The organism is Streptomyces sp. NPDC085944 (genome assembly GCF_040686295.1).
Lineage (GTDB): Bacteria > Actinomycetota > Actinomycetes > Streptomycetales > Streptomycetaceae > Streptomyces > Streptomyces salinarius.
On sequence record NZ_JBFBJX010000001.1, the window covers coordinates 676,418 to 699,471 of the forward strand.

The 23,054-nt window shown below is 68.9% G+C and carries 17 protein-coding genes; 13 read left to right on the forward strand and 4 right to left on the reverse strand.

Translation table 11 applies throughout. The features are described from left to right. Positions 1 to 91 precede the first annotated feature (91 nt). Positions 92 to 1,279 carry a glycoside hydrolase family 18 protein gene (locus AB0P07_RS03320; protein ID WP_365544346.1) on the forward strand — a complete coding sequence of 396 codons (1,188 nt, stop codon included), beginning with the start codon at positions 92 to 94 and terminating at the stop codon, positions 1,277 to 1,279. On the opposite strand, the gene AB0P07_RS03325 is transcribed toward AB0P07_RS03320, so the two are convergent. Genes AB0P07_RS03325 through AB0P07_RS03340 form a run of 4 tightly spaced genes read right to left on the reverse strand, consistent with a single transcriptional unit; the run spans position 1,276 to position 5,153 of the window. Then, positions 1,276 to 2,055 (reverse strand): succinate dehydrogenase/fumarate reductase iron-sulfur subunit, encoded by a 780-nt coding sequence (locus tag AB0P07_RS03325; RefSeq protein ID WP_365544349.1) that lies wholly within the window; start codon positions 2,053 to 2,055, stop codon positions 1,276 to 1,278. The genes AB0P07_RS03320 and AB0P07_RS03325 overlap by 4 nt on opposite strands. Continuing rightward, positions 2,052 to 4,001 (reverse strand): fumarate reductase/succinate dehydrogenase flavoprotein subunit, encoded by a 1,950-nt coding sequence (locus AB0P07_RS03330; protein ID WP_365544351.1) that lies wholly within the window; start codon positions 3,999 to 4,001, stop codon positions 2,052 to 2,054. The genes AB0P07_RS03325 and AB0P07_RS03330 overlap by 4 nt, the downstream gene beginning before the upstream one ends. After that, the gene (locus AB0P07_RS03335; protein ID WP_365544354.1) at positions 4,001 to 4,834 is read right to left on the reverse strand and encodes a hypothetical protein; all 834 of its coding nucleotides are present in this window, start codon (positions 4,832 to 4,834) and stop codon (positions 4,001 to 4,003) included. Before AB0P07_RS03335 ends, AB0P07_RS03330 begins: the two co-directional genes overlap by 1 nt. A gap of 28 nt (positions 4,835 to 4,862) precedes the next feature. After that, positions 4,863 to 5,153, reverse strand: a complete 291-nt coding sequence (locus AB0P07_RS03340) for a hypothetical protein (protein WP_061442720.1) — start codon at positions 5,151 to 5,153, stop codon at positions 4,863 to 4,865. Positions 5,154 to 5,479: 326 nt separating this feature from the next. Between AB0P07_RS03340 and AB0P07_RS03345 the strand changes: the two genes are divergently transcribed. The 12 genes from AB0P07_RS03345 (at position 5,480) to AB0P07_RS03400 (ending at position 22,905) form a co-directional block, all read left to right on the forward strand. Beyond that, entirely contained in the window at positions 5,480 to 7,729 is a 2,250-nt protein-coding gene (locus AB0P07_RS03345) for an ABC transporter family substrate-binding protein (protein ID WP_365544358.1), read from the forward strand. A gap of 132 nt (positions 7,730 to 7,861) precedes the next feature. After that, the gene (gene typA, locus AB0P07_RS03350; protein WP_362350025.1) at positions 7,862 to 9,778 is read left to right on the forward strand and encodes a translational GTPase TypA; all 1,917 of its coding nucleotides are present in this window, start codon (positions 7,862 to 7,864) and stop codon (positions 9,776 to 9,778) included. Positions 9,779 to 10,686: 908 nt separating this feature from the next. Continuing rightward, the gene (locus AB0P07_RS03355) at positions 10,687 to 11,718 is read left to right on the forward strand and encodes an ABC transporter permease (RefSeq protein ID WP_365544362.1); all 1,032 of its coding nucleotides are present in this window, start codon (positions 10,687 to 10,689) and stop codon (positions 11,716 to 11,718) included. Between the two features lie 109 nt (positions 11,719 to 11,827). Further along, positions 11,828 to 13,630, forward strand: coding sequence for an ABC transporter substrate-binding protein (locus AB0P07_RS03360; protein ID WP_365544365.1), 1,803 nt, complete (start codon positions 11,828 to 11,830; stop codon positions 13,628 to 13,630). A gap of 113 nt (positions 13,631 to 13,743) precedes the next feature. Continuing rightward, positions 13,744 to 14,721, forward strand: coding sequence for an ABC transporter permease (locus AB0P07_RS03365; RefSeq protein WP_365544368.1), 978 nt, complete (start codon positions 13,744 to 13,746; stop codon positions 14,719 to 14,721). An 11-nt stretch (positions 14,722 to 14,732) separates the two neighbouring features. Beyond that, positions 14,733 to 15,794 (forward strand): ABC transporter ATP-binding protein, encoded by a 1,062-nt coding sequence (locus tag AB0P07_RS03370; protein WP_365544371.1) that lies wholly within the window; start codon positions 14,733 to 14,735, stop codon positions 15,792 to 15,794. 27 nt (positions 15,795 to 15,821) lie between these two features. Then, positions 15,822 to 16,967 (forward strand): dipeptide ABC transporter ATP-binding protein, encoded by a 1,146-nt coding sequence (locus AB0P07_RS03375; RefSeq protein ID WP_365544374.1) that lies wholly within the window; start codon positions 15,822 to 15,824, stop codon positions 16,965 to 16,967. A 200-nt stretch (positions 16,968 to 17,167) separates the two neighbouring features. Then, complete coding sequence (locus tag AB0P07_RS03380; protein WP_365544376.1) at positions 17,168 to 18,802, forward strand: ABC transporter substrate-binding protein; 1,635 nt, start codon at positions 17,168 to 17,170, stop codon at positions 18,800 to 18,802. 13 nt (positions 18,803 to 18,815) lie between these two features. After that, positions 18,816 to 19,739, forward strand: coding sequence for an ABC transporter permease (locus AB0P07_RS03385; protein ID WP_087789635.1), 924 nt, complete (start codon positions 18,816 to 18,818; stop codon positions 19,737 to 19,739). After that, positions 19,732 to 20,712: an ABC transporter permease gene (locus AB0P07_RS03390; RefSeq protein ID WP_365544380.1), complete on the forward strand. Its 981-nt coding sequence runs from the start codon at positions 19,732 to 19,734 to the stop codon at positions 20,710 to 20,712. Before AB0P07_RS03385 ends, AB0P07_RS03390 begins: the two co-directional genes overlap by 8 nt. 8 nt (positions 20,713 to 20,720) lie before the next feature. Beyond that, positions 20,721 to 21,704: an ABC transporter ATP-binding protein gene (locus AB0P07_RS03395; RefSeq protein ID WP_164414774.1), complete on the forward strand. Its 984-nt coding sequence runs from the start codon at positions 20,721 to 20,723 to the stop codon at positions 21,702 to 21,704. Next, complete coding sequence (locus AB0P07_RS03400) at positions 21,697 to 22,905, forward strand: dipeptide ABC transporter ATP-binding protein (protein WP_365544383.1); 1,209 nt, start codon at positions 21,697 to 21,699, stop codon at positions 22,903 to 22,905. The genes AB0P07_RS03395 and AB0P07_RS03400 overlap by 8 nt, the downstream gene beginning before the upstream one ends. The last annotated feature ends 149 nt before the right edge of the window (positions 22,906 to 23,054 follow it).

Sequence of the window (23,054 nt, forward strand, 5' to 3'; positions counted from 1 at the left end):
GCACACCCCCGACCGCAACCGGAACACCGGTTCGAGTCGTCCCCGCAGGCAACACGCTCGCAGCGTAGGCACGATTTCCGGCCACCGCGAGTTGGGGGCCGGACCACAGGGAGGGGACACGGTGGAGGACACGGAACCGAGAAAACCCGAACCGGCAGCCGCCGACGGCGAGGACGGGCCACCTGGGCCACCCGCACCCGACAGCAGCACGGGTGGTACGGGTGGGAACAGGGATGCCGAAGGCGAAGCCGAGGCGTCCCGACGAACGCGCCGCCGCACCGGCATCCGCATCCGCCGAACGGTGCTCGCCATCGTCCTCGTCCTCCTGGTCCCCCTCCTCACCGCCGAGACCGCCCTCCGCGTCAACTACATGGGCGACCCGGCCGACGGCACCCACACCCGCAACCGCGACGCGATGTGGCTCGGCCACGCCTGGGTCGACGGCCGCAAGAAGGACGCGGACCTCAAGGCGCTGGCCCGGGAACTGAAGACCACCGGAATCCGCGACCTGTACGTCCACACCGGCCCCATGGAACACGACGGCACCCTGCCGAAATCCCGCTATCCCAGGGCCCGCTGGCTGGTGGACGGCGTGCACCGCCAGATGCCCGGCATCCGCGTCCAGGCCTTCCTCGGCGACGTCCTCGCCACCGAAAGCCCCGACGGCATGCGTCTGGAGAAGGCCGAAACCCGCGCCGCCGTCGTCGACTCGGCCCGCCAGGTCCTGGACGTGGGCTACGACGGAGTCCATCTCGACCTGGAGCCGCTGCACTCCGGCGACCGGAACTACCTCTCCCTCCTGGACGACATCCGCGCCGTCACCCGCGCCCGCGACGCGCAGCTCTCCGTCGCCGCCCACCAGATCGACCCGCTGCCGGGCTTCCACTCCTTCTGGGGCACGGTCGCCGGACACCCCAAGTGGTGGTCGCAGAAGTTCTTCGGCCAGGTCGCCCGCCGCGTCGACCAGATCGCCGTCATGTCGTACGACACCATGCAGCCCCTGGAGAGCCTGTACGGCGGCTACGTCGCCCAGCAGACCTCGCTGGCCCTGGAGGTCACCCCGCCGACGACCCACCTCCTGATGGGCCTGCCCTTCTACCACGAGAACCGCTTCGGCCACTGGAACCACGCGGAGACCGTCGCCGCCGCCGTCCGCGGCGTCCGTCTCGGCCTGTCCCGCACGGACGCCGACCGGGAGCGGTTCGGCGTCGCGGCGTACATCGACTTCGCGGCGACGGAGGAGGACTGGACGTCGTACCGGGACGGGTGGGTGCGCTAGGACCCGTCCCGGGACCGGCGCCCGATCTTCGACCCCAGCCACACCAGCGGGTCGTACTTGCGGTCGACGGCCCGCTCCTTCAGGGGGATCAGCGCGTTGTCCGTGATCCGGATCCCCTCGGGGCACACCTCCGTGCAGCACTTGGTGATGTTGCAGTAGCCGAGGCCGTGGTCGTCCTGGGCGGTGCGCGAGCGGTCCGGGCCGCTGTCACCGGCGCCGTCCAGCGGGTGCATGTCCAGCTCGGCGACGCGCATGAGGAAGCGCGGGCCCGCGAAGGCGGGCTTGTTCTCCTCGTGGTCCCGCACGACATGGCAGGTGTCCTGGCACAGGAAGCACTCGATGCACTTGCGGAACTCCTGCGAGCGGTCCACGTCCTCCTGCATCATCCGGTACTCGCCCGGCCCGAGGTCGGCGGGCGGCACGAAGGCCGGGACCTCGCGGGCCTTGGTGTAGTTGAACCCGACGTCCGTCACCAGGTCCCGGATCACCGGGAAGGCGCGCAGCGGAGTGACGGTGATCGTCTCCTCGCGGGTGAAGACGGACATGCGGGTCATGCACAGCAGCCGCGGCCGCCCGTTGATCTCCGCCGAGCACGAACCGCACTTGCCCGCCTTGCAGTTCCAGCGCACCGCGAGGTCGGGGGCCTGGGTGGCCTGGAGGCGGTGGATGATGTCCAGGACCACCTCGCCGTCGTTCACCTCGACCGTGAAGTCCTCGAGGCCGCCGCCCTCCACGTCACCGCGCCACACCTTGAAGCGGGCCTCGTAGCCGCTCATTCGGACAGGCCCTCCAGTTCCTCGTCGGCGAGGTACTTCACCAGCTCCTCCTTCTCGAAGAGGGCGAGCAGGTCGGGCCGGATCGGCTCGGTGGTCTGCCGCTCCAGCGCGATCCGGCCGCGCTCCGGGTCCGTCGCCGCGAGTCCGCCCGACGGGTCGGCCAGCGAGCAGACCAGATTGGCCGGGCGCCAGCGCCGGTCCATCGACGGATGGTCCTCGCGGGTGTGCCCGCCGCGCGACTCGGTGCGCTCCAGCGCGGCCCGCGCCACGCACTCGCTGACCAGCAGCATGTTGCGCAGGTCCAGGGCCAGGTGCCAGCCCGGGTTGAACTGCCGGTGCCCCTCCACCCCGGCCCGGCGGGCCCGGGTCCGCAGCTCGGCCAGCTTCTCCAGGGCCTGCTTCATCTCCGCCTCGCGGCGAATGATGCCGACCAGGTCGTTCATGGTCTGCTGGAGTTCCTGGTGCAGGGTGTACGGGTTCTCCGGCGGGCCGTCGGCGGGCTCGTGCGCCTCGGCGGAGAACGGCCGCAGCGCCTCCGCGGCGGCGGCGTCGACCTGCGCGTCGTCGACCCGGGCGCGGGTGCCCTCGTGCGTCTGCCCCGCCGCGTACTCGGCCGCGTACCGGCCCGCCCGGCGGCCGAACACCAGCAGGTCGGAGAGCGAGTTGCCGCCCAGCCGGTTGGAGCCGTGCATCCCGCCGGCCACCTCACCGGCCGCGAACAGCCCCGGTACTCCGCGGGCGGCGGCGGTGTCGGAGTCGACGGCGATCCCGCCCATCACGTAGTGGCAGGTGGGCCCGACCTCCATCGCCTCCGCCGTGATGTCCACGTCCGCCAGCTCCTTGAACTGGTGGTACATGGAGGGCAGTCGGCGCCGGATCACGTCGGCGGACATCCGGGTTGACACGTCCAGGAAGACCCCGCCGTGCGGGGAGCCGCGGCCCTCCTTCACCTCGGCGTTGATGGCGCGGGCGACCTCGTCGCGGGGCAGCAGCTCGGGCGGGCGCCGGTTGTGGTCCGGATCGTCGTACCAGCGGTCGCCCTCCTCCTCCGACTCGGCGTACTTCTCCTTGAAGACGTCGGGGATGTAGTCGAACATGAACCGCTCGCCCTCGGAGTTGCGCAGCACCCCGCCGTCGCCGCGCACCGACTCGGTGACGAGGATGCCCTTGACCGAGGGCGGCCAGACCATGCCGGTCGGGTGGAACTGCACGAACTCCATGTTGAGCAGCGGCGCCCCGGCCAGCAGCGCCAGGGCGTGGCCGTCGCCCGTGTACTCCCACGAGTTCGACGTCACCTTGAACGACTTGCCGATGCCGCCGGTGGCGATCACCACCGAGGGTGCCTGGAGGACGAAGAAGCGGCCGGTCTCGCGCTCGTAACCGAAGACCCCGCAGACCTTGCGGTCCTCCTTGAGCACGCGGGTGACCGTGCACTCCTGGAAGACCTTCAGCCGGGACTCGTGGTCCCCGGTCTCGCGGAAGTCCTCCTGCTGCAGCGAGACGATCTTCTGCTGGAGGGTGCGGATCAGCTCCAGGCCCGTACGGTCGCCGACGTGGGCGAGGCGCGGGTATTCGTGACCGCCGAAGTTGCGCTGCGAGATCCGGCCGTCCTTCGTACGGTCGAACAGCGCGCCCCAGGTCTCCAGCTCCCACACCCGCTGCGGGGCCTCCTGGGCGTGCAGCTCGGCCATCCGCCACTGGTTGAGGAACTTGCCGCCGCGCATGGTGTCGCGGAAGTGGACCTGCCAGTTGTCGCCGGAGTTGACGTTGCCCATGGAGGCGGCGATGCCGCCCTCGGCCATCACGGTGTGCGCCTTGCCGAACAGCGACTTGCAGATCACGGCCGTACGGGCGCCCCGCTCGCGGGCCTCGACGGCGGCGCGCAGCCCGGCGCCGCCCGCGCCCACCACGACGACGTCCCACTCCTGCCGGTCGACCACGGACATCAGAACAACCTCGGATCGTCGAAGACACCGGACGCGACGAGATACACGTAGAAGTCGGCGAGCGCCACGCTCACCAGCGACGCCCAGGCGAGCTGCATGTGCCGGGCGTTGAGCCGGCCGACCAGCTGCCACATCCGGTAGCGCACGGGGTGCCGCGAGAAGTGCTTGAGCCTGCCGCCGACGATGTGCCGGCAGGAGTGGCAGGAGAGGGTGTAGGCCCAGATCAGCGCGATGTTGGCCAGGAACACCAGTGTGCCGAGTCCCATGTGCCCCCACGCGTAGTGCTCGTCGCGGAAGGCGAGCACGGTGTCGTAGGTGAGGATGCCCGCGACCAGGAGCGCCGCGTAGAAGAAGTACCGGTGGACGTTCTGCAGGATCAGCGGGAAGCGGGTCTCGCCGGTGTACTTCCGGTGCGGCTCGGCCACCGCGCAGGCCGGCGGGGACGCCCAGAAGCCCCGGTAGTAGGCCTTGCGGTAGTAGTAGCAGGTCAGGCGGAAGCCGAGCGGGAAGATCAGGATGATGATCGCGGGGGAGATGCCCCACCAGGTGCCGAAGATCTCCCAGTTGGGCCCCGAGCGCATCGGCTCGCAGTTCTCCGCCAGACAGGGGGAGTAGAAGGGCGAGACATAGGGGGCCGCGTAGTAGTCGGCGTTCGCGAAGGCCCGCCAGGTCGAGTAGACGACGAAGGCCAGCAGGCCCGCCGCGGTGGCGGCCGGTGCCAGCCACCAGCGGTCGGTGCGCAGGTGCGGGGCGCGGATGGCGGCGCGCGTCGGGGTGTGCACGCCGCGGCGCGTACGGGGGGCGGTGGCTGGGGGTTCCGTACCAGTGGCCACTGGGCGACTCCGGTCGGTCGGGTCGGGATCAGGGGGCGCGGCGGTCGCGGGCGCCGAGGCCCTCGTCGTCCGAGTCCGTCCACAGCGAGCCGTCGTACGGAGTGTCGGGGATCGGTACGAGGTCCGGACGCTTCGGCGCGTCCGGCGCGGCAGCCGCCGCCCGCAGCAGCGCGAGGCTCTCGCGCAGGTGGTCGGCGTCGGTGCGGACCCGGCGGACCTCCAGGCCGCCGCTGCCCAGCTGCTGCTCCAGCCGGGTCACCGTCCGGGCCAGTTCGTCGAGGCTGCGCTGCACGGATGACAGATCGTCGTGCACGGACAAGACGTGACCTCACTTCCGTCGGACACGGCAGACAGTCGCCGGGCCGGGCTCGGGGGCGACGCGCATGCGCCTGAGAGTGTCGCGCGTCACACCGGCCGCTGGGAAGGCATGTGCACCGATTGGCCGGGGCGTGTCGGTGGAAGGCGGGCGGGGTTGAGCCGCACGGGTGAGCTTGTGCACCGTCGTCGCCGTGTCTCCCGGCCTCGCCGAACCGTTTCCCCTTCAGTGGCCGCATCCCCGTCCGCATACAAATGATCAACTTCAATACCGCACATACGGCAAATGCGGCACCACGCAGCAAACGCGGCCTTCCGGAGGTAGCAGAGATGTCCCACGTCGGCGTCGGACCGCGCGCGGTCATGCGTTCGGTCGCCTTCCTCACCGCGGGTGTCCTCGCGGTCCCCGCGCTGGCCGGCTGCACCTCCGAGGACGCGGCCGGCAAGCCGCTCGCCGCACAGGACGTCGCCGCCGTGACCCGCGCCTCCGTCTCCGACGGCGGCACCCTGCGCTGGGCCGTGGACTCCGTGCCGGACACGCTGAACACCTTCCAGTCGGACGCCGACGCCACCACGACCCGCGTCGCCCAGGCCGTGCTGCCCTCGATGTACCGGATGGACGAGAAGGGCAGCCCGGTGCGCAACCCCGACTACCTGGAGTCGGCCGACGTCGTCGACACCGAGCCCAAGCAGGTCGTCGTCTACAAACTGAACCAGCAGGCCGTCTGGAGCGACGGACGGGAGATCGGCGCCGCGGACTTCGCCGCCCAGTGGCGCGCCCTGTCCGGCAAGGACAGCGCCTACTGGACCGCCCGCAACGCCGGCTACGACCGGATCGAGAAGATCGAGCGCGGCGCCGACGACCTCGAGGTCAAGGTCACCTTCAGCCGGCCCTACGCCGACTGGAAGGCCCTGTTCTCGCCGCTGTACCCGAAGGACGTCATGGGCACCCCCGATGCCTTCAACGACGGCGCGCGGCGGTCGCTCAAGGTCACCGCCGGGCCCTTCACGGTCAAGAAGGTCGACACCAAGGCCGACCAGGTCGTCCTCACCGGCAACCCGCGCTGGTGGGGCGCGCCGGCGAAGCTGGACAAGATCGTGCTGCGCGCCGTACCCCGCGACGAGCGCGTCTCCGAACTCGTCGCCGGCAAGCTCGACCTCGCCGAGATCGACCCGGAGACCGCCGACGAGGTCACCCTGGCCGCGGCGCCCCGGGACCCGGCCACCGGCACCCCGCTGATGGGCCCGCAGGGCTCCCCGGCCGCGAGCGCCCAGGGCAGGTCCGCCGCCGAGGCGCTGCGCTCCTGGGCCGTAGCCAACGGCTCCGACGAGGAGGCCGCGGAAGAGGAGATCCTCGCCCGCGAGGAGCGGCGCGAGGCCGAGGCGAAGGCCGTGCGCCGGCAGAAGGCGCTGAGCGGCTTCGAGGTCCGCAAGTCGCTGGAACCCGCCTACACCCAGCTCGCCCTCAACGGCTCCGGCGGCCCCCTCGCCGACGAGCGTGTCCGCAGGGCCGTGGCCCGCGCCCTGGACCGCGAGAAGCTGGCCGAGACGGTGCTGAGGCCGCTCGGCCTGCCCGCCGAGCCCGTCGGCAGCCACCTCGCCCTGTCCGGCCAGCCCGCCTACGCCGACGGCAGCGGCGCGCTGGGCGAGCAGAACGCCAAGGAGGCCCGGGCCCTGCTCGCGGACGCCGGGTGGGTGCGCGGCGGCCCGGTGAAGAAGGACGGCGAGAAGGCGGCCGGCGCCGAGAAGGACGAGAAGGACGAGAAGGACGAGGGCAAGGAGAAGAAGACCGAGGGCGACGACGACGGCACGTACATCGTCGGCGAGAACGACAAGAACGCGGACGACAAGAACGCGGACGACAAGAGCGACGGCGGCACCGACCGGGAAAGTGGCGAGAAGCACAGCAGCGGCAAGAACACCGCCCAGGGCGGCGCCCCCGGCGCCTACGCGCCCAAGGGCACCGCGGCCCCGGCCGGCTCGGTGGCGGCCCCGCTCGCCAAGGACGGCAAGGCGCTCACCCTGCGCTTCGTACTCCCCTCGGGCCCCGGCTCGAAGACCCTGCGCACCGTGGCCGACCGCATCACGGACATGCTGAAGGAGATCGGCATCGGCACCGAGATCACCAAGGTGCCGGACGAGAGCTACTTCAAGGACCACGTCGCCGCCGGCGAGTACGACCTGGCGCTCTACTCCTGGCCCGCCTCCGCCTTCCCGGCCACCGACGCCCGCCCCATCTACGCCAAGCCCGTCCCGGCCGCCGACGGCTCCCTGAACGTCGCGCAGAACTACACCCGGGTCGGCACCGACCAGGTCGACCAGCTCTTCGACCGGGCCATGACCACCCTGGACCAGAAGGAGGCGCGGGACCTGCTGCGCAAGGCGGACTCGCGGATCTGGGCGGCCGCCGGCTCCATCCCGCTCTACCAGCGCCCCCAGCTGACGGTGGCCCGCAAGAACCTGGCCAACGCGGGAGCCTTCGGCTTCGAGACGCCGGTCTACGAGGACATGGGCTTCCTCGAGAAGGGCGCCCAGGGCTCCCGTCCCTCCGCCCCGTCCACGTCGTCTTCCTCGTCCTGAACCCTCCCGGCAAGCCGCAGTCTCCGGAGCCCCGTACCATTGGGTGAGGCCGTGGCATGTACCGCCCGGCAGGCCCGCGTGACACGGACGTCCGCGAGGGCCGTCATCACACCCTCCGGGAGTACGCCTCATATGACCGCGTCCACCACGCGTCACGACATCCGCAACGTCGCCATCGTTGCCCACGTCGACCACGGCAAGACCACGATCGTCGACGGAATGCTCAAGCAGGCCGGTGCCTTCGCGGCGCACCAGCTCGACTCCGTCGACGACCGCATGATGGACTCGAACGACCTGGAGCGTGAGAAGGGCATCACGATCCTCGCCAAGAACACCGCGGTGAAGTACCACCCGAAGGACGGCGGGGACCCGATCACGATCAACATCATCGACACCCCCGGCCACGCCGACTTCGGCGGCGAGGTCGAGCGCGGTCTGTCGATGGTCGACGGTGTCGTGCTGCTCGTGGACGCCTCCGAGGGTCCGCTGCCGCAGACCCGCTTCGTGCTGCGCAAGGCGCTCGCCCAGCGGCTGCCGATCATCCTGTGCATCAACAAGACGGACCGTCCGGACGCCCGGATCGACGAGGTCGTCAACGAGACCTACGACCTCTTCCTCGACCTGGACGCCGACGAGGAGCAGATCGAGTTCCCGATCGTCTACGCCTGCGGCCGCGACGGCGTCGCCTCCCTCACCAAGCCCGAGGACGGCACGGTCCCCGCCGACTCCACCAGCCTGGAGCCGTTCTTCTCGACGATCCTGGACTACATCCCGGCGCCGACCTACGACGCCGAGGCCCCGCTCCAGGCGCACGTCACCAACCTGGACGCCGACAACTTCCTCGGCCGCATCGCGCTGCTGCGCGTGCACCAGGGCGAGCTGAAGAAGGGCCAGACCGTCGCCTGGATGAAGCGCGACGGCTCCGTGCAGAACGTGCGGATCTCCGAGCTGATGATGACCGAGGCGCTCACCCGCAAGCCCGCCGAGAAGGCCGGCCCCGGTGACATCTGCGCGGTCGCCGGCATCCCCGACATCATGATCGGCGAGACCCTGGCCGACCAGGAGAACCCGGTCCCGCTGCCGCTGATCACGGTGGACGAGCCCGCGATCTCCATGGTGATCGGCACCAACACCTCCCCGCTGGTCGGCCGCGGCGCCACCGGCAAGGGCGCGGACAACAAGGCGGCCGTCAAGGACCGCAAGGTCACCGCCCGACAGGTCAAGGACCGCCTGGACCGCGAGCTGATCGGCAACGTCTCGCTCCGCGTCCTGGACACCGACCGCCCGGACGCCTGGGAGGTGCAGGGCCGCGGTGAGCTGGCGCTGGCCATCCTGGTCGAGCAGATGCGCCGCGAGGGCTTCGAGCTGACCATCGGCAAGCCGCAGGTCGTCACCAAGGAGGTCGAGGGCAAGACGTACGAGCCCGTCGAGCGCATGACGATCGACGTGCCCGAGGAGCACATGGGCGCGGTCACGCAGCTCATGGGCGTCCGCAAGGGCCGGATGGACAACATGTCCAACCACGGCTCGGGCTGGGTCCGCATGGAGTTCGTGGTGCCCTCGCGCGGTCTGATCGGATTCCGGACGGAGTTCCTCACCCAGACCCGCGGCACCGGCATCGCCCACTCCATCCACGAGGGCCACGAGCCCTGGTTCGGCACCCTGACGACCCGTAACAACGGCTCGCTGGTCGCCGACCGCTCCGGCGCCGTCACCGCGTTCGCGATGACGAACCTCCAGGAGCGCGGCGTGCTCTTCACCGAGCCCGGCACCGAGGTGTACGAGGGCATGATCGTCGGCGAGAACTCCCGCGCCGACGACATGGACGTCAACATCACCAAGGAGAAGAAGCTCACCAACATGCGGTCGTCCACGGCCGACGTGACCGAGTCGATCGTCCCGCCGCGCAAGCTCTCGCTGGAGCAGTCGCTGGAGTTCTGCCGCGACGACGAGTGCGTCGAGGTGACCCCGGAGGCCGTTCGCATCCGCAAGGTGAACCTGGACGCCCGCGAGCGCGCCCGCGCCGCGAGCCGCGCCAAGCACGGCTGACCGCGCGCCTCACGGCACCGTACGACGAACGGCACCGCCCACCACGCGAGTCGTGGTGGGCGGTGCCGTTCGTCGTACGGCCGGCGCAGGTGTAGGGAAAACCCTCGATTTCCCGGTGGGCCGGTCCAGGGCGGGCGGGACCGCACTAACCTGCGCGGGAACACTCCGCCCGGGGTGCCGGCGGACAGCCGCATCCGGGAGCCCGATGGCCGGATCGGACGGGCGGGTCCGGGCGCAGGACATACCTGCGGGTCAGCTTGCACCTCGGCACACGCTACGCGCAATCAATTTCTGTCGCGCACACGTCCGCTATACGGACAGTCACCTCCGTTAGATGTGTAACAAGTCCGTTTCGCAGCGATCTCGCACCAAACCCTTTGTCCGGATTTTGAAAGATCTGGCCCCTATCTGTGATCGAACCGAGACCTCGAACCTGTGGTTCGTTCCCCGGAGGATGGCAGATAGTTAGGCGCGTAGAGCTCGGATAAACGGGTCACGCGCTGACGGGGCGCAGGCTCGCGAGCGTGAGGGCGCACGGCGATCCCATCATCAGTCGATGGCTGGAACGTGTCGCGTGCTCCTCTTTGCGGTGAACCAGCGGATTCATGAGGAGGAACCCATGCGAGGTGCCACAAGCGCCATATGGGTCGTGTCGTCCCCGATGGCAGGTGTAGGCCCCGCGGGTGCGTTCAGTGCCGTCCGGATCGACGCGGCAGCGGCCCGACGTCGCGAACTTCCTTGACGTCGTGCGCCGCCGGTCGGTAGCCCGACCGTGAGCCAGGGTTCTCCCGGGGCGGTGTCGCCCCTCCGTCGTTGTTCCCCTCGCGCGCTGCGCAAGACGTACGCCGTGCGAAGGCCGTCGGCTCCGTGCACGCCCGACGACCTCCAACCTGTGAAATGGACGAATCATGACGAGTCCAATCGAGATTGAGGGTGCAGAAGCCTCTTCCGTCTTGGACAAAGAGAGCGCGCCGCAGGGTGACGCCCCGAAGCCCAAGGAGCCGGAAGGGCGCAAGCCCAGCCAGTTGATGTGGGCGCGCTTCAAGCGCGACCGGGCCGGTGTGATCTCCGCCTGCATCGTCCTGTTCTTCTTCGTGATCGCCGCGGCGGCCCCGCTGATCTCGAAGCTGTACGGCAAGGACCCGTACACGCTGTACGGTCAGGAGAACCCCGACCTCCTGGACATGTTCACCATGCCCGCCGCGCCCTTCGGCGGCATCGACGGCGACTTCTGGTTCGGCATCGAGCCGGGCCTGGGCCGTGACGTGTTCACCCAGCTGCTGTACGGCATGCGCAACTCGATGGCCACCGCGCTGGCGGCGACCATCATCATGACGGTGCTGGGCGTCCTGATCGGCCTCGCCGGCGGCTACTTCGGCGGGAAGATCGACTACTGGCTCGGCCGGATCACCGACTTCTTCATGGCCCTGCCCAGCCAGCTGTTCTTCGTCGCCGCGATGCCCGTCATCACCACCGTGTTCGTGGCTCCCGACAAGGAGACACCGACCTACGTGCGTGCCTCCGCGATCATCATCGTGCTCTCGTTCCTGGGCTGGATGAGCATGGCCCGCATCGTCCGCGGTGCCACGATGTCCCTGCGCGACCGGGAGTTCATCGAGGCGGCACGTATCTCCGGGGCCTCGCCCTGGCGCATCCTCCGCAAGGAACTGCTGCCCAACATCGTCACTCCGACGCTGGTGCAGGCGACGCTGACGCTGCCGAGCACCATCCTCAGCATCGCGTTCCTGTCCTTCGTGGGTGTCGGATACGTCGAACCCACGCCGGACTGGGGTCGGATGTTCGCCATCGGCGCCGACATCGTCGAGCAGGACCCGTACTACATGCTCTTCCCCGGAGTGGCCATGGTGGTCTTCATGGTGGCCTTCAACCTCCTCGGCGACTCGGTCCGGGACGCCTTCGACCCCAAGGGAAACCGCTGAGGCCCGGGGAACCCCCCACATCCTCGCCCGGCCGGTTCGGCGCCGCTCAGCCCGGTCCCGGCCACGTACCAGCAGTGCTCACTACTCACAGGCAGGTGGATTCGTCCTCATGAGCATTCTCCGTAACCGCACCGCGACGGCCGCGATAGTCGCAGTCGCCGCCGGCGCCCTGACCCTCACCGCCTGCGGTGGTGGCGACAGCAACGGCTCCGCCAAGGACAACAGCAAGAAGAAGGAAGACGCCAAGTCGCAGTCGAAGCCGGTCCAGATCGGCGATGCGCAGGCGTCCACCGGTCCGGCTCCCGAGGTCCCGGGCGCCAAGCCCGGCGGCACCGCGATCGTCTACCAGGAGGCGGACTTCTCCCACCTGGACCCGGGGCAGATCTACGTCTCGGACGGCAAGCTGCTCAGCCGTCTCATCTTCCGCGGTCTGACCCAGTACGACGAGGACGAGAACGGCAACCTGACCGTCGTGGGCGACCTCGCCACCGACGCGGGCAAGGCGTCCGACGGCGGCAAGACCTGGACGTACACCCTCAAGGACAACCTGAAGGACGCCAACGGCAACCCGATCAACTCGGCCGACATCCGCCACACGGTCGAGCGCCTGTACTCCAACTTCATCACCGACGGTCCGACGTACCTGCAGCAGTGGCTGTCCGGCGACGGCACCACCTACCGCGACGCGTACGCCGGCCCGGACAAGGGCAAGCACCTGCCCAACAACGTCCTGGAGACGCCGGACGACAAGACGATTGTCTTCCACTTCAAGACGGCCCGCCCCGACCTCCCGCAGATGCTGACCATGCCCGGTTACAGCGTCGTCCCGGAGGAGACGGACACCAAGGAGAAGTACGACTCCGCCCCCGTCGCCGTCGGTCCTTACAAGATCGCCGAGTTCAAGCCCGGCAAGTCCATGAAGCTGGTCAAGAACACGCAGTGGGACCCCAAGTCCGACTCGGTGCGCCACCAGTACGTCGACGGGTTCAACATCTCGATGAACCACGACGACGAGGACCAGACCAAGACCCTTCTCGCCGACCAGGGCGAGGCCAAGAACGCCATGATGTTCACGGGTCAGGTCGCCACGACGCAGCTGCAGAAGGTCGTCGGCGACAAGGACGTGATGAAGAACCGCACGATCCAGGGCTACGCCCCGTACGTGTGGCAGCTCAACTTCAACCTGGACCGGGTCAAGGACAAGAAGCTCCGTGACGCGATCACCCTGGCGCTGCCCTCCGACGCCGTCTTCAAGGCCGACGGCGGTGCCTACGGCGGTGAGGTCGCCAACTCGCTGATGTCGCCGACGACCCCGGGCTACGACGAGAAGTTCGACCCGTTCAACCGGCTCAAGAAGCCGAACGGCGACATCGAAGCCGCCAAGAAGCTGATCAAGGAGGGCGGCTTCGAGGGCAAGAGCCTCGTCTACGCCTACGGCAACACGCCGACCCGCCAGAAGCAGGCCGTCCTGATCGCCGACGCCCTCGAGAAGATCGGTCTGGACATCCAGAAGAAGGAGATCGACTCCGCCACCTGGTACGAGCAGGTCGGCAAGGTCAAGAACGGCTACGACCTGTACATGACCGGTTGGGGCCAGGACTGGCCGTCCGCCTCCACGGTCATCCCGCCGGTGTACGACGGCACGCAGATCCAGGACGGCGCGTCGAACTACTCGCACATCAACGACGACCACGTCAACTCGGAGATCAAGCGCATCCAGCAGATCACCGACACGGCCGAGGCCACCAAGGCGTGGGCCGAGCTGAACGAGTACATCTCCAAGGAAGTCAACCCGGCCGCCCCGATCTACTACACCAAGGTCTTCCAGATCTTCGGTTCGAACATCGGCGGCATCCGCTACAGCTCGGACTCGAGCTACGTGGACGTGACCCGGATCTTCCTCAAGAAGTAGTCCGTACGGTCGGGAATCCGGTGGTGGCGCGCGGCGGAGCGCCCACCACCGGGCCCGGTACCCCTCCAGACCTCCCCATCCGACTGCCGCAGTCCTGAGAGCAGCTGTCTGCCATGCTTCAATTCCTCATTCGCCGGTCCTTCGGCGCGGTACTGATCCTGGTGTTGATCAGCGCCTTCACCTTCTTCATGTTCTTCGCGATCCCGCAGGACCCGGCGCTGCTGGCCTGTGGCAAGAACTGCACTCCGGACGCGCTGGAGATCATTCACAAGAACCTGGGTCTCGACAAGCCGGTCACCGTCCAGTACTGGAACTTCCTGGTCGGTATCTTCGCCGGCCGCGACTTCGCCGTGGGCCACTGCAGCGCCCCCTGCTTCGGCGTCTCCTTCGCGAACGACCAGAACGTCTGGGACACCATCCTCGACCGCTTCCCGGTGACCGTCTCACTGACCGTCGGGAGCCTGCTGGTCTTCCTCACGATCGGCCTCGGCGCCGGTCTGCTGGCCGCCAAGAAGCGCGGCACCTGGGTCGACAAGGTGTTCAGCTCCGGGTCGCTGGTCATCAGCTCCCTGCAGATCTACTTCCTCGGCCCGCTCGTGGTGCTGTGGTTCGTGTACAGCACCGGTTGGCTCGAGAAGCCGAAGTACGTGCCGTTCTCCGAGGACCTCGGCGGATGGTTCATGGGACTGCTGATCCCCTGGGTCGTCATGGCGACCATCTTCACCGCCAACTACACGCGTATGAGCCGGTCGTCGATGATCGAGCAACTGCAGGAAGAACACGTGAGAGCAGCCCGTGCCAAGGGCATGTCGGGCAACTACACGTTCTTCCGGTACGCGTGGCGCGGATCGCTCGTCCCCGTCGTCACCATCCTCGGCATGGACCTGTCCGCCCTCATGGGCGGTGGCATGGTCACCGAGATGACGTTCGGCCTGGCCGGTATCGGCCGGCTGGCCCTGGATTCCGTCCGTGACAAGGACCTGCCGATGCTGATGGGCGTCATGCTGGTCAGTGCCGCGCTCATCATCGTCTTCAACCTGATCGTGGACGCCGTGTACGCCGTCATCGACCCGCGCGTGCGCCTGTCCTAGGAGAACCCACCGTGACCACTCAGACCAAGCCCGAAGCGGCCCCGGCCGCCGCCGCGGGGGACGCGTTTCTCTCGGTGCGCGACCTCAAGGTCCACTTCTCCACCGAGGGCGGCGTCGTCAAGGCGGTGGACGGGCTCTCCTTCGACCTGCAGCGGGGCAAGACCCTCGGCATCGTGGGCGAGTCCGGCTCCGGCAAGTCGGTGACCAACCTGGCCGTCCTCGGCCTGCACGACCGCCGCAAGACCGCGATCGAGGGATCGATCACCCTGGACGGTCAGGAGCTGACCGACGCCGGCGAGAAGCAGCTCGAGAAGCTGCGTGGCAAGAAGATGGCGATGATCTTCCAGGACGCGCTGACCGCGCTGTCTCCGTACTACACGGTCGGCCGCCAGATCGCGGAGCCGTTCATGAAGCACAACGGCGCGTCCAAGAAGGACGCCCGGGTGCGCGCCATCGACCTGCTGCAGAAGGTCGGCATCCCGCACCCGCAGCAGCGGGTCGACGACTACCCGCACCAGTTCTCCGGCGGTATGCGCCAGCGCGCCATGATCGCCATGGCCCTCGCCTGCGACCCGGACCTGCTCATCGCGGACGAGCCCACGACGGCACTCGACGTGACCGTGCAGGCGCAGATCCTCGACCTGCTCAAGGACCTCCAGCAGGAGTTCGGCTCCGCGATCATCATGATCACCCACGACCTGGGCGTGGTCGGCAACATGGCCGACGACATCATGGTCATGTACGCGGGCCGGGCCGTGGAGCGGGGAACGGTGCGCGAGGTGCTCAAGACCCCGCAGCACCCGTACACCTGGGGCCTGCTCAGCTCGATGCCGAACCTCACCTCCGACGTCGACGAGCCGCTGATGCCGATCCCCGGATCGCCGCCCTCCCTGATGAACCCGCCCTCCGGGTGCGCGTTCCACCCGCGGTGCGGCTTCACCGACCTGGTGTCGGGCGGCCGTTGCTCGGGTGAGCGTCCCGTGCTCCCGGGCGGTCGGGCGGCCGCCTGTCACCTGACGGGTGACCAGCGGCAGCAGGTGTTCATCGACAAGATTCAGCCCCGGCTGGGCTGAGCGGAAACCGGCGACTGGGGCATCACCATGAGCGACAACAGCAAGACCACCACAGCGGTGGCCGACAGCTTCCCGCAGCAGCGGGACGGCGAGACCGCACCGCTCCTCAAGGTCAGCGGGCTGGCGAAGCACTTCCCCATCAAGGGCGGCTTCCCGATCAAGCGCACCGTCGGCCACGTCAAGGCCGTCGACGGCGTCGACTTCGAGGTCTACCCGGGCGAGAGCCTCGGCCTCGTCGGCGAGTCCGGCTGCGGCAAGTCGACCACCGGCCGGCTGCTGACCCGTCTGTACGAGCCCACCCAGGGCACGATCGAGTACAAGGGCCAGGACATCAGCCGCGCCAACCGGCGGCAGCTGGCGCCCATCCGGTCCGAGATCCAGATGATCTTCCAGGACCCGTACGCCTCGCTGAACCCGCGGCAGACGGTCGGCACGATCATCTCCGGCCCGATGGAGATCAACGGGATCAACCCGCCCGGCGGCAGGGAGAAGCGCGTCCGGGAGCTCCTGGAGATCGTCGGCCTCAACCCGGAGCACTACAACCGCTTCCCGCACGAGTTCTCCGGTGGCCAGCGACAGCGCATCGGTGTGGCCCGCGCCGTCGCTCTGGAGCCGAAGCTCATCGTGGCCGACGAACCGGTCTCGGCGCTCGACGTGTCGATCCAGGCCCAGGTGGTGAACCTGCTGCAGGAGGTGCAGCGGGAGATGGGGATCGCGTTCGTCTTCATCGCCCATGACCTGGCCGTCGTCCGGCACTTCTCGCAGCGCGTCGCGGTGATGTACCTGGGCAAGATCGTGGAGATCGCCGACCGCGACTCGCTCTACAACCGCCCCCGTCACCCGTACACGCACGCTCTGCTGTCGGCCGTGCCCGAGGCGGACCTCGACGCGGACAAAAGGGAGCGGATCCGCCTCGAGGGCGATGTGCCCTCGCCGATCTCGCCGCCCTCCGGCTGCCGGTTCCGCACCCGGTGCTGGAAGGCGCAGGACAAGTGCGCCACCGAGGAGCCGCCGCTCGTGCAGCTCTCCGGGAACCGCGAGGGTCACCTGACGGCCTGCCACTTCCCTGAGGAAGGCTCCACGGAGGCCAGGGCCGGGGACATCGTCATGGACCCGGGCCTGAAGGGCATGGAGGACGACGCCGACGGGGGTGCGGCGCTCTCCAAGAACTGATCGGAAGAGGACGGCAGGAAAAGGGCGGCGACGGGAGGAAGGCTCCCGCCGCCGCCCTTCCGCATGCGGGCACGCCCCCGCACCCGTCCGGAGGACACCCGCAACCCGTATGGACCGTACGGGTGTGCGCCACCGAGTACTCCCCCTGAAGCTGGCCCGGAAGCGACCAGCAGACGAGTCAGAGCACGAGGAGGCACTCCATGCGCGGAGCCACGCACGCCAAATGGGCCGCTTGCGCGGCGGCGGTAGTCCTCGCGGCGACGGCCTGCGGCGGCGGGGGCGGCGACGGCGGCAGCGGCGGGGACGGCGGAGGGGTGCTCAGCTCCTCCTGGGGCGACCCCCAGAACCCGCTGGAGCCGGCCAACACCAACGAGGTGCAGGGCGGCAAGGTCCTCGACATGATCTTCCGGAATCTGAAGAAGTACGACCCCGACACCGGCGAGGCACAGAACATGCTCGCCGAGAAGATCGAGACCTCCGACTCGCAGAACTACACCGTCACGGTCAAGGACGGCTGGACCTTCAACAACGGCGAGAAGGTCACCGCCCAGTCCTTCGTGGACGCCTGGAACTACGGCGCGAGCCTGAAGAACAACCAGCGCAACGCCTACTTCTTCGCCTACATCGACGGCTACGACAAGGTGCACCCCGAGAGCGGCTCGCAGAGTGCCGACACGCTCTCCGGGCTGAAGGTGACCGGCCCCCTCACCTTCACCGTCAAGCTCAACCAGAAGTTCTCCAGCTTCCCCGACACCCTCGGCTACAACGCCTTCGCGCCGCTGCCCAAGGCGTTCTTCGACGACCACGACGCCTGGCTGAAGAAGCCGATCGGCAACGGCCCCTACCAGGTCGACAACTACGCCCGCGGCTCGCAGATGTCCCTGCGCAAGTGGGACGACTACCCCGGCCCGGACAAGGCGCAGAACGGCGGCGTGGACCTCAAGGTCTACACCGACAACAACACCGCCTACACCGATCTGATCGCGGGCAACCTCGACCTCGTCGACGACGTGCCCGCCTCCCAGCTCAAGAACGTCAAGAACGACCTCGGCGACCGGTACATCAACACCCCCGCCGGCATCATCCAGACCCTCGCCTTCCCGTTCTACGACAACGACTGGAACAAGTCGGGCTCCGAGAAGGTCCGCAAGGGCCTGTCCATGGCCATCGACCGCAAGCAGATCACCGACACGATCTTCCAGCAGACCCGCACCCCGGCCACCGACTGGACCTCGCCGGTCCTCGGCAAGGACGGCGGCTACAAGCCGGGCCTGTGCGGCGACGCCTGCGAGTACAACCCGGAAGAGGCCAAGAAGCTGGTCAAGGAGGGCGGCGGACTCCCCGGCGGCCAGGTCAAGATCACGTACAACGCCGACACCGGCTCCCACAAGCAGTGGGTCGACGCGGTCTGCAACTCCATCAACAACGCCCTGGACAACGACCGCGCCTGCGCCGGGAACCCGGTCGGCACCTTCGCCGACTTCCGCAACCAGATCACCGACCAGAAGATGAGCGGTCCCTTCCGCGCCGGCTGGCAGATGGACTACCCGCTCATCCAGAACTTCCTCCAGCCGCTTTATTACACCAACGCCTCCTCCAACGACGGCAAGTGGTCCAACCAGAAGTTCGACGACCTGGTCGACAAGGCCAACGGCCAGACCGACACCGCCGCGGCCGTCCAGACCTTCCAGCAGGCCGAGGAGGTCGTCCGGGACAACATGGCCGCCATCCCGCTCTGGTACCAGAACGGCAGCGCCGGCTACTCCGACCGGCTCTCCGACGTCAAGCTCAACCCGTTCAGCGTCCCGGTCTACAACGAGATCAAGGTCGGCTGAGGGGGCGGGCTCCATGGGACGCTACGTCGTCCGGCGGCTGCTCCAGATGATCCCGGTCTTCATCGGGGCCACGCTGCTGATCTTCCTGATGGTCAACGTGATGGGCGACCCCATCGCGGGGCTGTGCGGCGACCGGGAGTGCGACCCGGCGACGGCCGCGCAGCTGCGGCACGAGTTCGGCCTCGACCAGCCCGTGTGGCAGCAGTACGCCACCTACATGGGCAACGTCTTCACCGGCGACTTCGGCACCGCCTTCAACGGCCAGCCGGTCACCGAGCTGATGGGCACGGCGTTCCCGGTCACCATCCGGCTGACCATCGTCGCGATCCTCTTCGAGATCGTCGTCGGCATCATCCTCGGCGTCGTCACCGGCCTGCGCCGCGGCCGCCCCGTCGACACCGGGGTGCTGCTGCTGACCCTCGTCGTCATCTCCGTGCCCACCTTCGTCACCGGTCTGCTGCTCCAGCTGCTGCTCGGCGTCAAGTGGGGCTGGATCGACCCGGCCGTCTCGTCCGAGGCGGCCTTCGGCGAGCTGATCGTCCCCGGTCTGGTCCTCGCCTCGGTCTCGCTGGCCTACGTCACCCGGCTGACCCGCACCTCCATCGCGGAGAACCGGCGCTCCGACTACGTCCGCACCGCCATCGCCAAGGGGCTGCCCCGCCACCGGGTCATCACCCGGCACCTGCTGCGCAACTCCCTCATCCCCGTCGTCACCTTCATCGGCACCGACATCGGCGCCCTGATGGGCGGCGCCATCGTCACCGAGCGGATCTTCAACATCCACGGCGTCGGCTACCAGCTCTACCAGGGCATCCTGCGCCAGAACACCCAGACCGTGGTCGGCTTCGTCACCGTCCTGGTCCTCGTCTTCCTCGTCGCCAACCTCGTCGTCGACCTCCTGTACGCCGTACTCGACCCGAGGATCCGCTATGCCTGATCAGGAGCCCTACGAGCCCGAGCGCGCCATCGCCGGCACCGGAATGGGCGGCACGATGGACCTCGGCGCGAGCGAGGCGGTCACGCTGGAGCAGCCGCCGGGGCCGGACGGCGCGGACCCGCGGGAAAAGCCCCGCAGCCTGTGGTCCGACGCCTGGCACGACCTGCGCCGCAACCCCGTCTTCATCATCTCGGCCCTGGTGATCCTGTTCTTGATCGTCATCTCCGTCTGGCCGTCCCTGATCGCCTCCGGCAACCCTCTCAAGTGCGACCTGGCCAAGGCCCAGGAGGGCTCCCAGCCCGGCCATCCCTTCGGCTTCAACGGCCAGGGCTGCGACGTCTACACCCGCACCGTCTACGGCGCCCGCACCTCGGTGGCGGTCGGCATCCTCGCCACGCTCGGCGTCGCGTTGCTCGGCAGCGTCCTCGGCGGCCTCGCCGGGTTCTTCGGCGGCGGCGGGGACGCGGTCCTGTCCCGGATCACCGACATCTTCTTCGCGATCCCGGTCGTCCTGGGCGGTCTCGTGCTGCTCTCCGTCATCACCAGCAACACCATCTGGCCGGTCATCGGCTTCATCGTGCTGCTGGGCTGGCCGCAGATCTCCCGCATCGCCCGCGGCTCCGTCATCACGGCCAAGCAGAACGACTACGTCCAGGCGGCCCGCGCCCTGGGCGCCTCCAACTCCCGCCTCCTGCTGCGGCACATCGCGCCCAACGCCGTGGCCCCCGTCATCGTCGTGGCGACCATCGCGCTCGGCACCTACATCTCCCTGGAGGCGACCCTGTCCTTCCTCGGCGTCGGTCTCAAGCCGCCCAGCGTCTCCTGGGGCATCGACATCTCCTCCGCCGCCCCCTACGTGCGCAACGCCCCGCACGCCCTGCTCTGGCCCTCCGGAGCCCTCGCCATCACCGTCCTCGCGTTCATCATGCTCGGCGACGCGGTGCGCGACGCCCTCGACCCGAAGCTGAGGTGAGCCGCCGCATGCTGCTCGAAGTGCGCGACCTGCACGTGGAGTTCCACACCCGCGACGGCGTCGCCAAGGCCGTCAACGGCGTCAGCTACGGCGTGGACGCGGGCGAGACCCTCGCGGTGCTCGGCGAGTCCGGCTCCGGCAAGTCCGTCACCGCCCAGACGATCATGGGCATCCTCGACATCCCGCCCGGCAGGGTCACCGCGGGGGAGATCCTCTTCGAGGGCAGGGACCTGCTGAAGCTGAAGGAGGAGGAACGCCGGAAGGTCCGCGGCGCCGAGATGGCGATGATCTTCCAGGACGCGCTGTCCTCGCTGAACCCCGTCCTGACCGTCGGCGCCCAGCTCGCCGAGATGTTCACCGTGCACCGCGGCATGTCCCGCAAGGACGCCCATGCCAAGGCCGTCGAGCTGATGGACCGGGTGCGCATCCCGGCCGCCCGGGAGCGGGTGAAGCAGTACCCGCACCAGTTCTCCGGCGGCATGCGCCAGCGCATCATGATCGCGATGGCGATGGCCCTGGAACCCAAGCTGATCATCGCCGACGAACCGACCACCGCTCTCGACGTCACCGTCCAGGCCCAGGTCATGGACCTGCTCGCGGAGCTCCAGCGCGAGCTGCACATGGGGCTCATCCTCATCACCCACGACCTCGGTGTGGTCGCCGACGTCGCCGACAAGATCGCGGTCATGTACGCGGGCCGCATCGTGGAGACGGCCCCGGTCCACGACATCTACAAGGCGCCCGCCCACCCGTACACCCGCGGCCTCCTGGAATCCATCCCGCGCCTCGACCAGAAGGGCCAGGAGCTCTACGCCATCAAGGGCCTGCCGCCCAACCTCACCCGCATCCCGCCCGGCTGCGCCTTCCACCCCCGTTGCCCGATGGCCCAGGACGTCTGCCGCACCGACGTACCGCCCCTGTACGACGTGACGGAGTCCGACGCCGAGCGGGGCAGCGCCTGCCACTTCTGGAGGGAGTGCCTGCATGGCTGAGACCACCGAGCCGATCCTCGAAGTCCGCGGCCTGGTCAAGCACTACCCGCTGACCTCCGGCATCCTCTTCAAGAAGCAGGTCGGCGCGGTCAAGGCCGTCGACGGGGTGGACTTCGAGCTGGCCCGCGGCGAGACCCTCGGCATCGTCGGCGAGTCCGGCTGCGGCAAGTCCACGGTCGCCAAGATGCTGGTCAACCTGGAACGGCCGACGGCCGGTGAGATCCGCTACAAGGGCGAGGACATCACCCGCCTGTCGGGCAAGGCCCTGAAGTCCGTACGCCGGAACATCCAGATGGTCTTCCAGGACCCGTACACCTCCCTCAACCCCCGCATGACGGTGGGCGACATCATCGGCGAGGCGTACGACATCCACCCCGAGGTGGCCCCGAAGGGCGACCGGCGGGGGCGGGTCCAGGACCTGCTGGACGTGGTCGGCCTGAACCCGGAGTACATCAACCGCTACCCCCATCAGTTCTCCGGCGGCCAGCGCCAGCGCATCGGCATCGCGCGGGGGCTGGCGCTGCGCCCGGAGATCATCGTCGCCGACGAGCCGGTCTCGGCCCTCGACGTGTCCGTGCAGGCCCAGGTGATCAACCTGATGGGCCGCCTCCAGGACGAGTTCGACCTGTCCTACATCTTCATCGCCCACGACCTGTCGATCGTCCGGCACATCTCGGACCGGGTCGGCGTGATGTACCTGGGCCGCATCGTGGAGACGGGCCGGGACGCGGAGATCTACGACCACCCGACCCACCCCTACACCCAGGCGCTGCTGTCCGCCGTCCCGGTGCCCGACCCGGAGGCCCGGGAGCACCGCGAGCGGATCATCCTGGCCGGCGACGTCCCGTCCCCGACGAACATCCCCTCCGGCTGCCGCTTCCGCACCCGCTGCTGGAAGGCGCGGGAGCGGTGTGCGCTAGAGGTGCCGGCCCTGGCCGTCCCCGCCGAGTTCCGGGGCGTTGCCGGACCCGCGGCCCACGACTCGGCGTGCCACTTCGCGGAGGAGAAGCGGGTGGTGCCGCCGGAGGAGACGGGGACACCCGGACCGTCGGGACCGTCCGGAGCGAACGGACCGCACGGAGCGAACGGACCGCACGGAGCGAACGGACCGCACGGAGCGAACGGACCGCACGGAGCGAACGGACCGCACGGAGCGAACGGACCGCACGGTTCGCACCGGGAGGACGTCGACGGCGGCTGACGGGCAGCGGGCCGGGGCGACATGGCGTTCCCCCGGCCCGCTTACGGCACCCGCACGGCCGTACGTCGACCAGCGTCACGCGGACGTGTACCGGGACGGCGTCCGTGGCGTTGCCCGCGTATTAAGGATGGCGGCGGACGGGTGACGTC

What these genes read in the sequence shown, in the direction of transcription:
- AB0P07_RS03395 (WP_164414774.1), top strand. Translation starts at nt 20,721, where the DNA reads ATGCTGCTCGAAGTGCGCGACCTGCACGTGGAGTTCCACACCCGCGAC.
- typA (WP_362350025.1), top strand. Translation starts at nt 7,862, where the DNA reads ATGACCGCGTCCACCACGCGTCACGACATCCGCAACGTCGCCATCGTT.
- AB0P07_RS03330 (WP_365544351.1), bottom strand. Translation starts at nt 4,001, where the DNA reads ATGTCCGTGGTCGACCGGCAGGAGTGGGACGTCGTCGTGGTGGGCGCG.
- AB0P07_RS03365 (WP_365544368.1), top strand. Translation starts at nt 13,744, where the DNA reads ATGCTTCAATTCCTCATTCGCCGGTCCTTCGGCGCGGTACTGATCCTG.
- AB0P07_RS03345 (WP_365544358.1), top strand. Translation starts at nt 5,480, where the DNA reads ATGTCCCACGTCGGCGTCGGACCGCGCGCGGTCATGCGTTCGGTCGCC.
- AB0P07_RS03390 (WP_365544380.1), top strand. Translation starts at nt 19,732, where the DNA reads ATGCCTGATCAGGAGCCCTACGAGCCCGAGCGCGCCATCGCCGGCACC.
- AB0P07_RS03400 (WP_365544383.1), top strand. Translation starts at nt 21,697, where the DNA reads ATGGCTGAGACCACCGAGCCGATCCTCGAAGTCCGCGGCCTGGTCAAG.
- AB0P07_RS03375 (WP_365544374.1), top strand. Translation starts at nt 15,822, where the DNA reads ATGAGCGACAACAGCAAGACCACCACAGCGGTGGCCGACAGCTTCCCG.
- AB0P07_RS03385 (WP_087789635.1), top strand. Translation starts at nt 18,816, where the DNA reads ATGGGACGCTACGTCGTCCGGCGGCTGCTCCAGATGATCCCGGTCTTC.
- AB0P07_RS03325 (WP_365544349.1), bottom strand. Translation starts at nt 2,055, where the DNA reads ATGAGCGGCTACGAGGCCCGCTTCAAGGTGTGGCGCGGTGACGTGGAG.
- AB0P07_RS03360 (WP_365544365.1), top strand. Translation starts at nt 11,828, where the DNA reads ATGAGCATTCTCCGTAACCGCACCGCGACGGCCGCGATAGTCGCAGTC.
- AB0P07_RS03355 (WP_365544362.1), top strand. Translation starts at nt 10,687, where the DNA reads ATGACGAGTCCAATCGAGATTGAGGGTGCAGAAGCCTCTTCCGTCTTG.
- AB0P07_RS03380 (WP_365544376.1), top strand. Translation starts at nt 17,168, where the DNA reads ATGCGCGGAGCCACGCACGCCAAATGGGCCGCTTGCGCGGCGGCGGTA.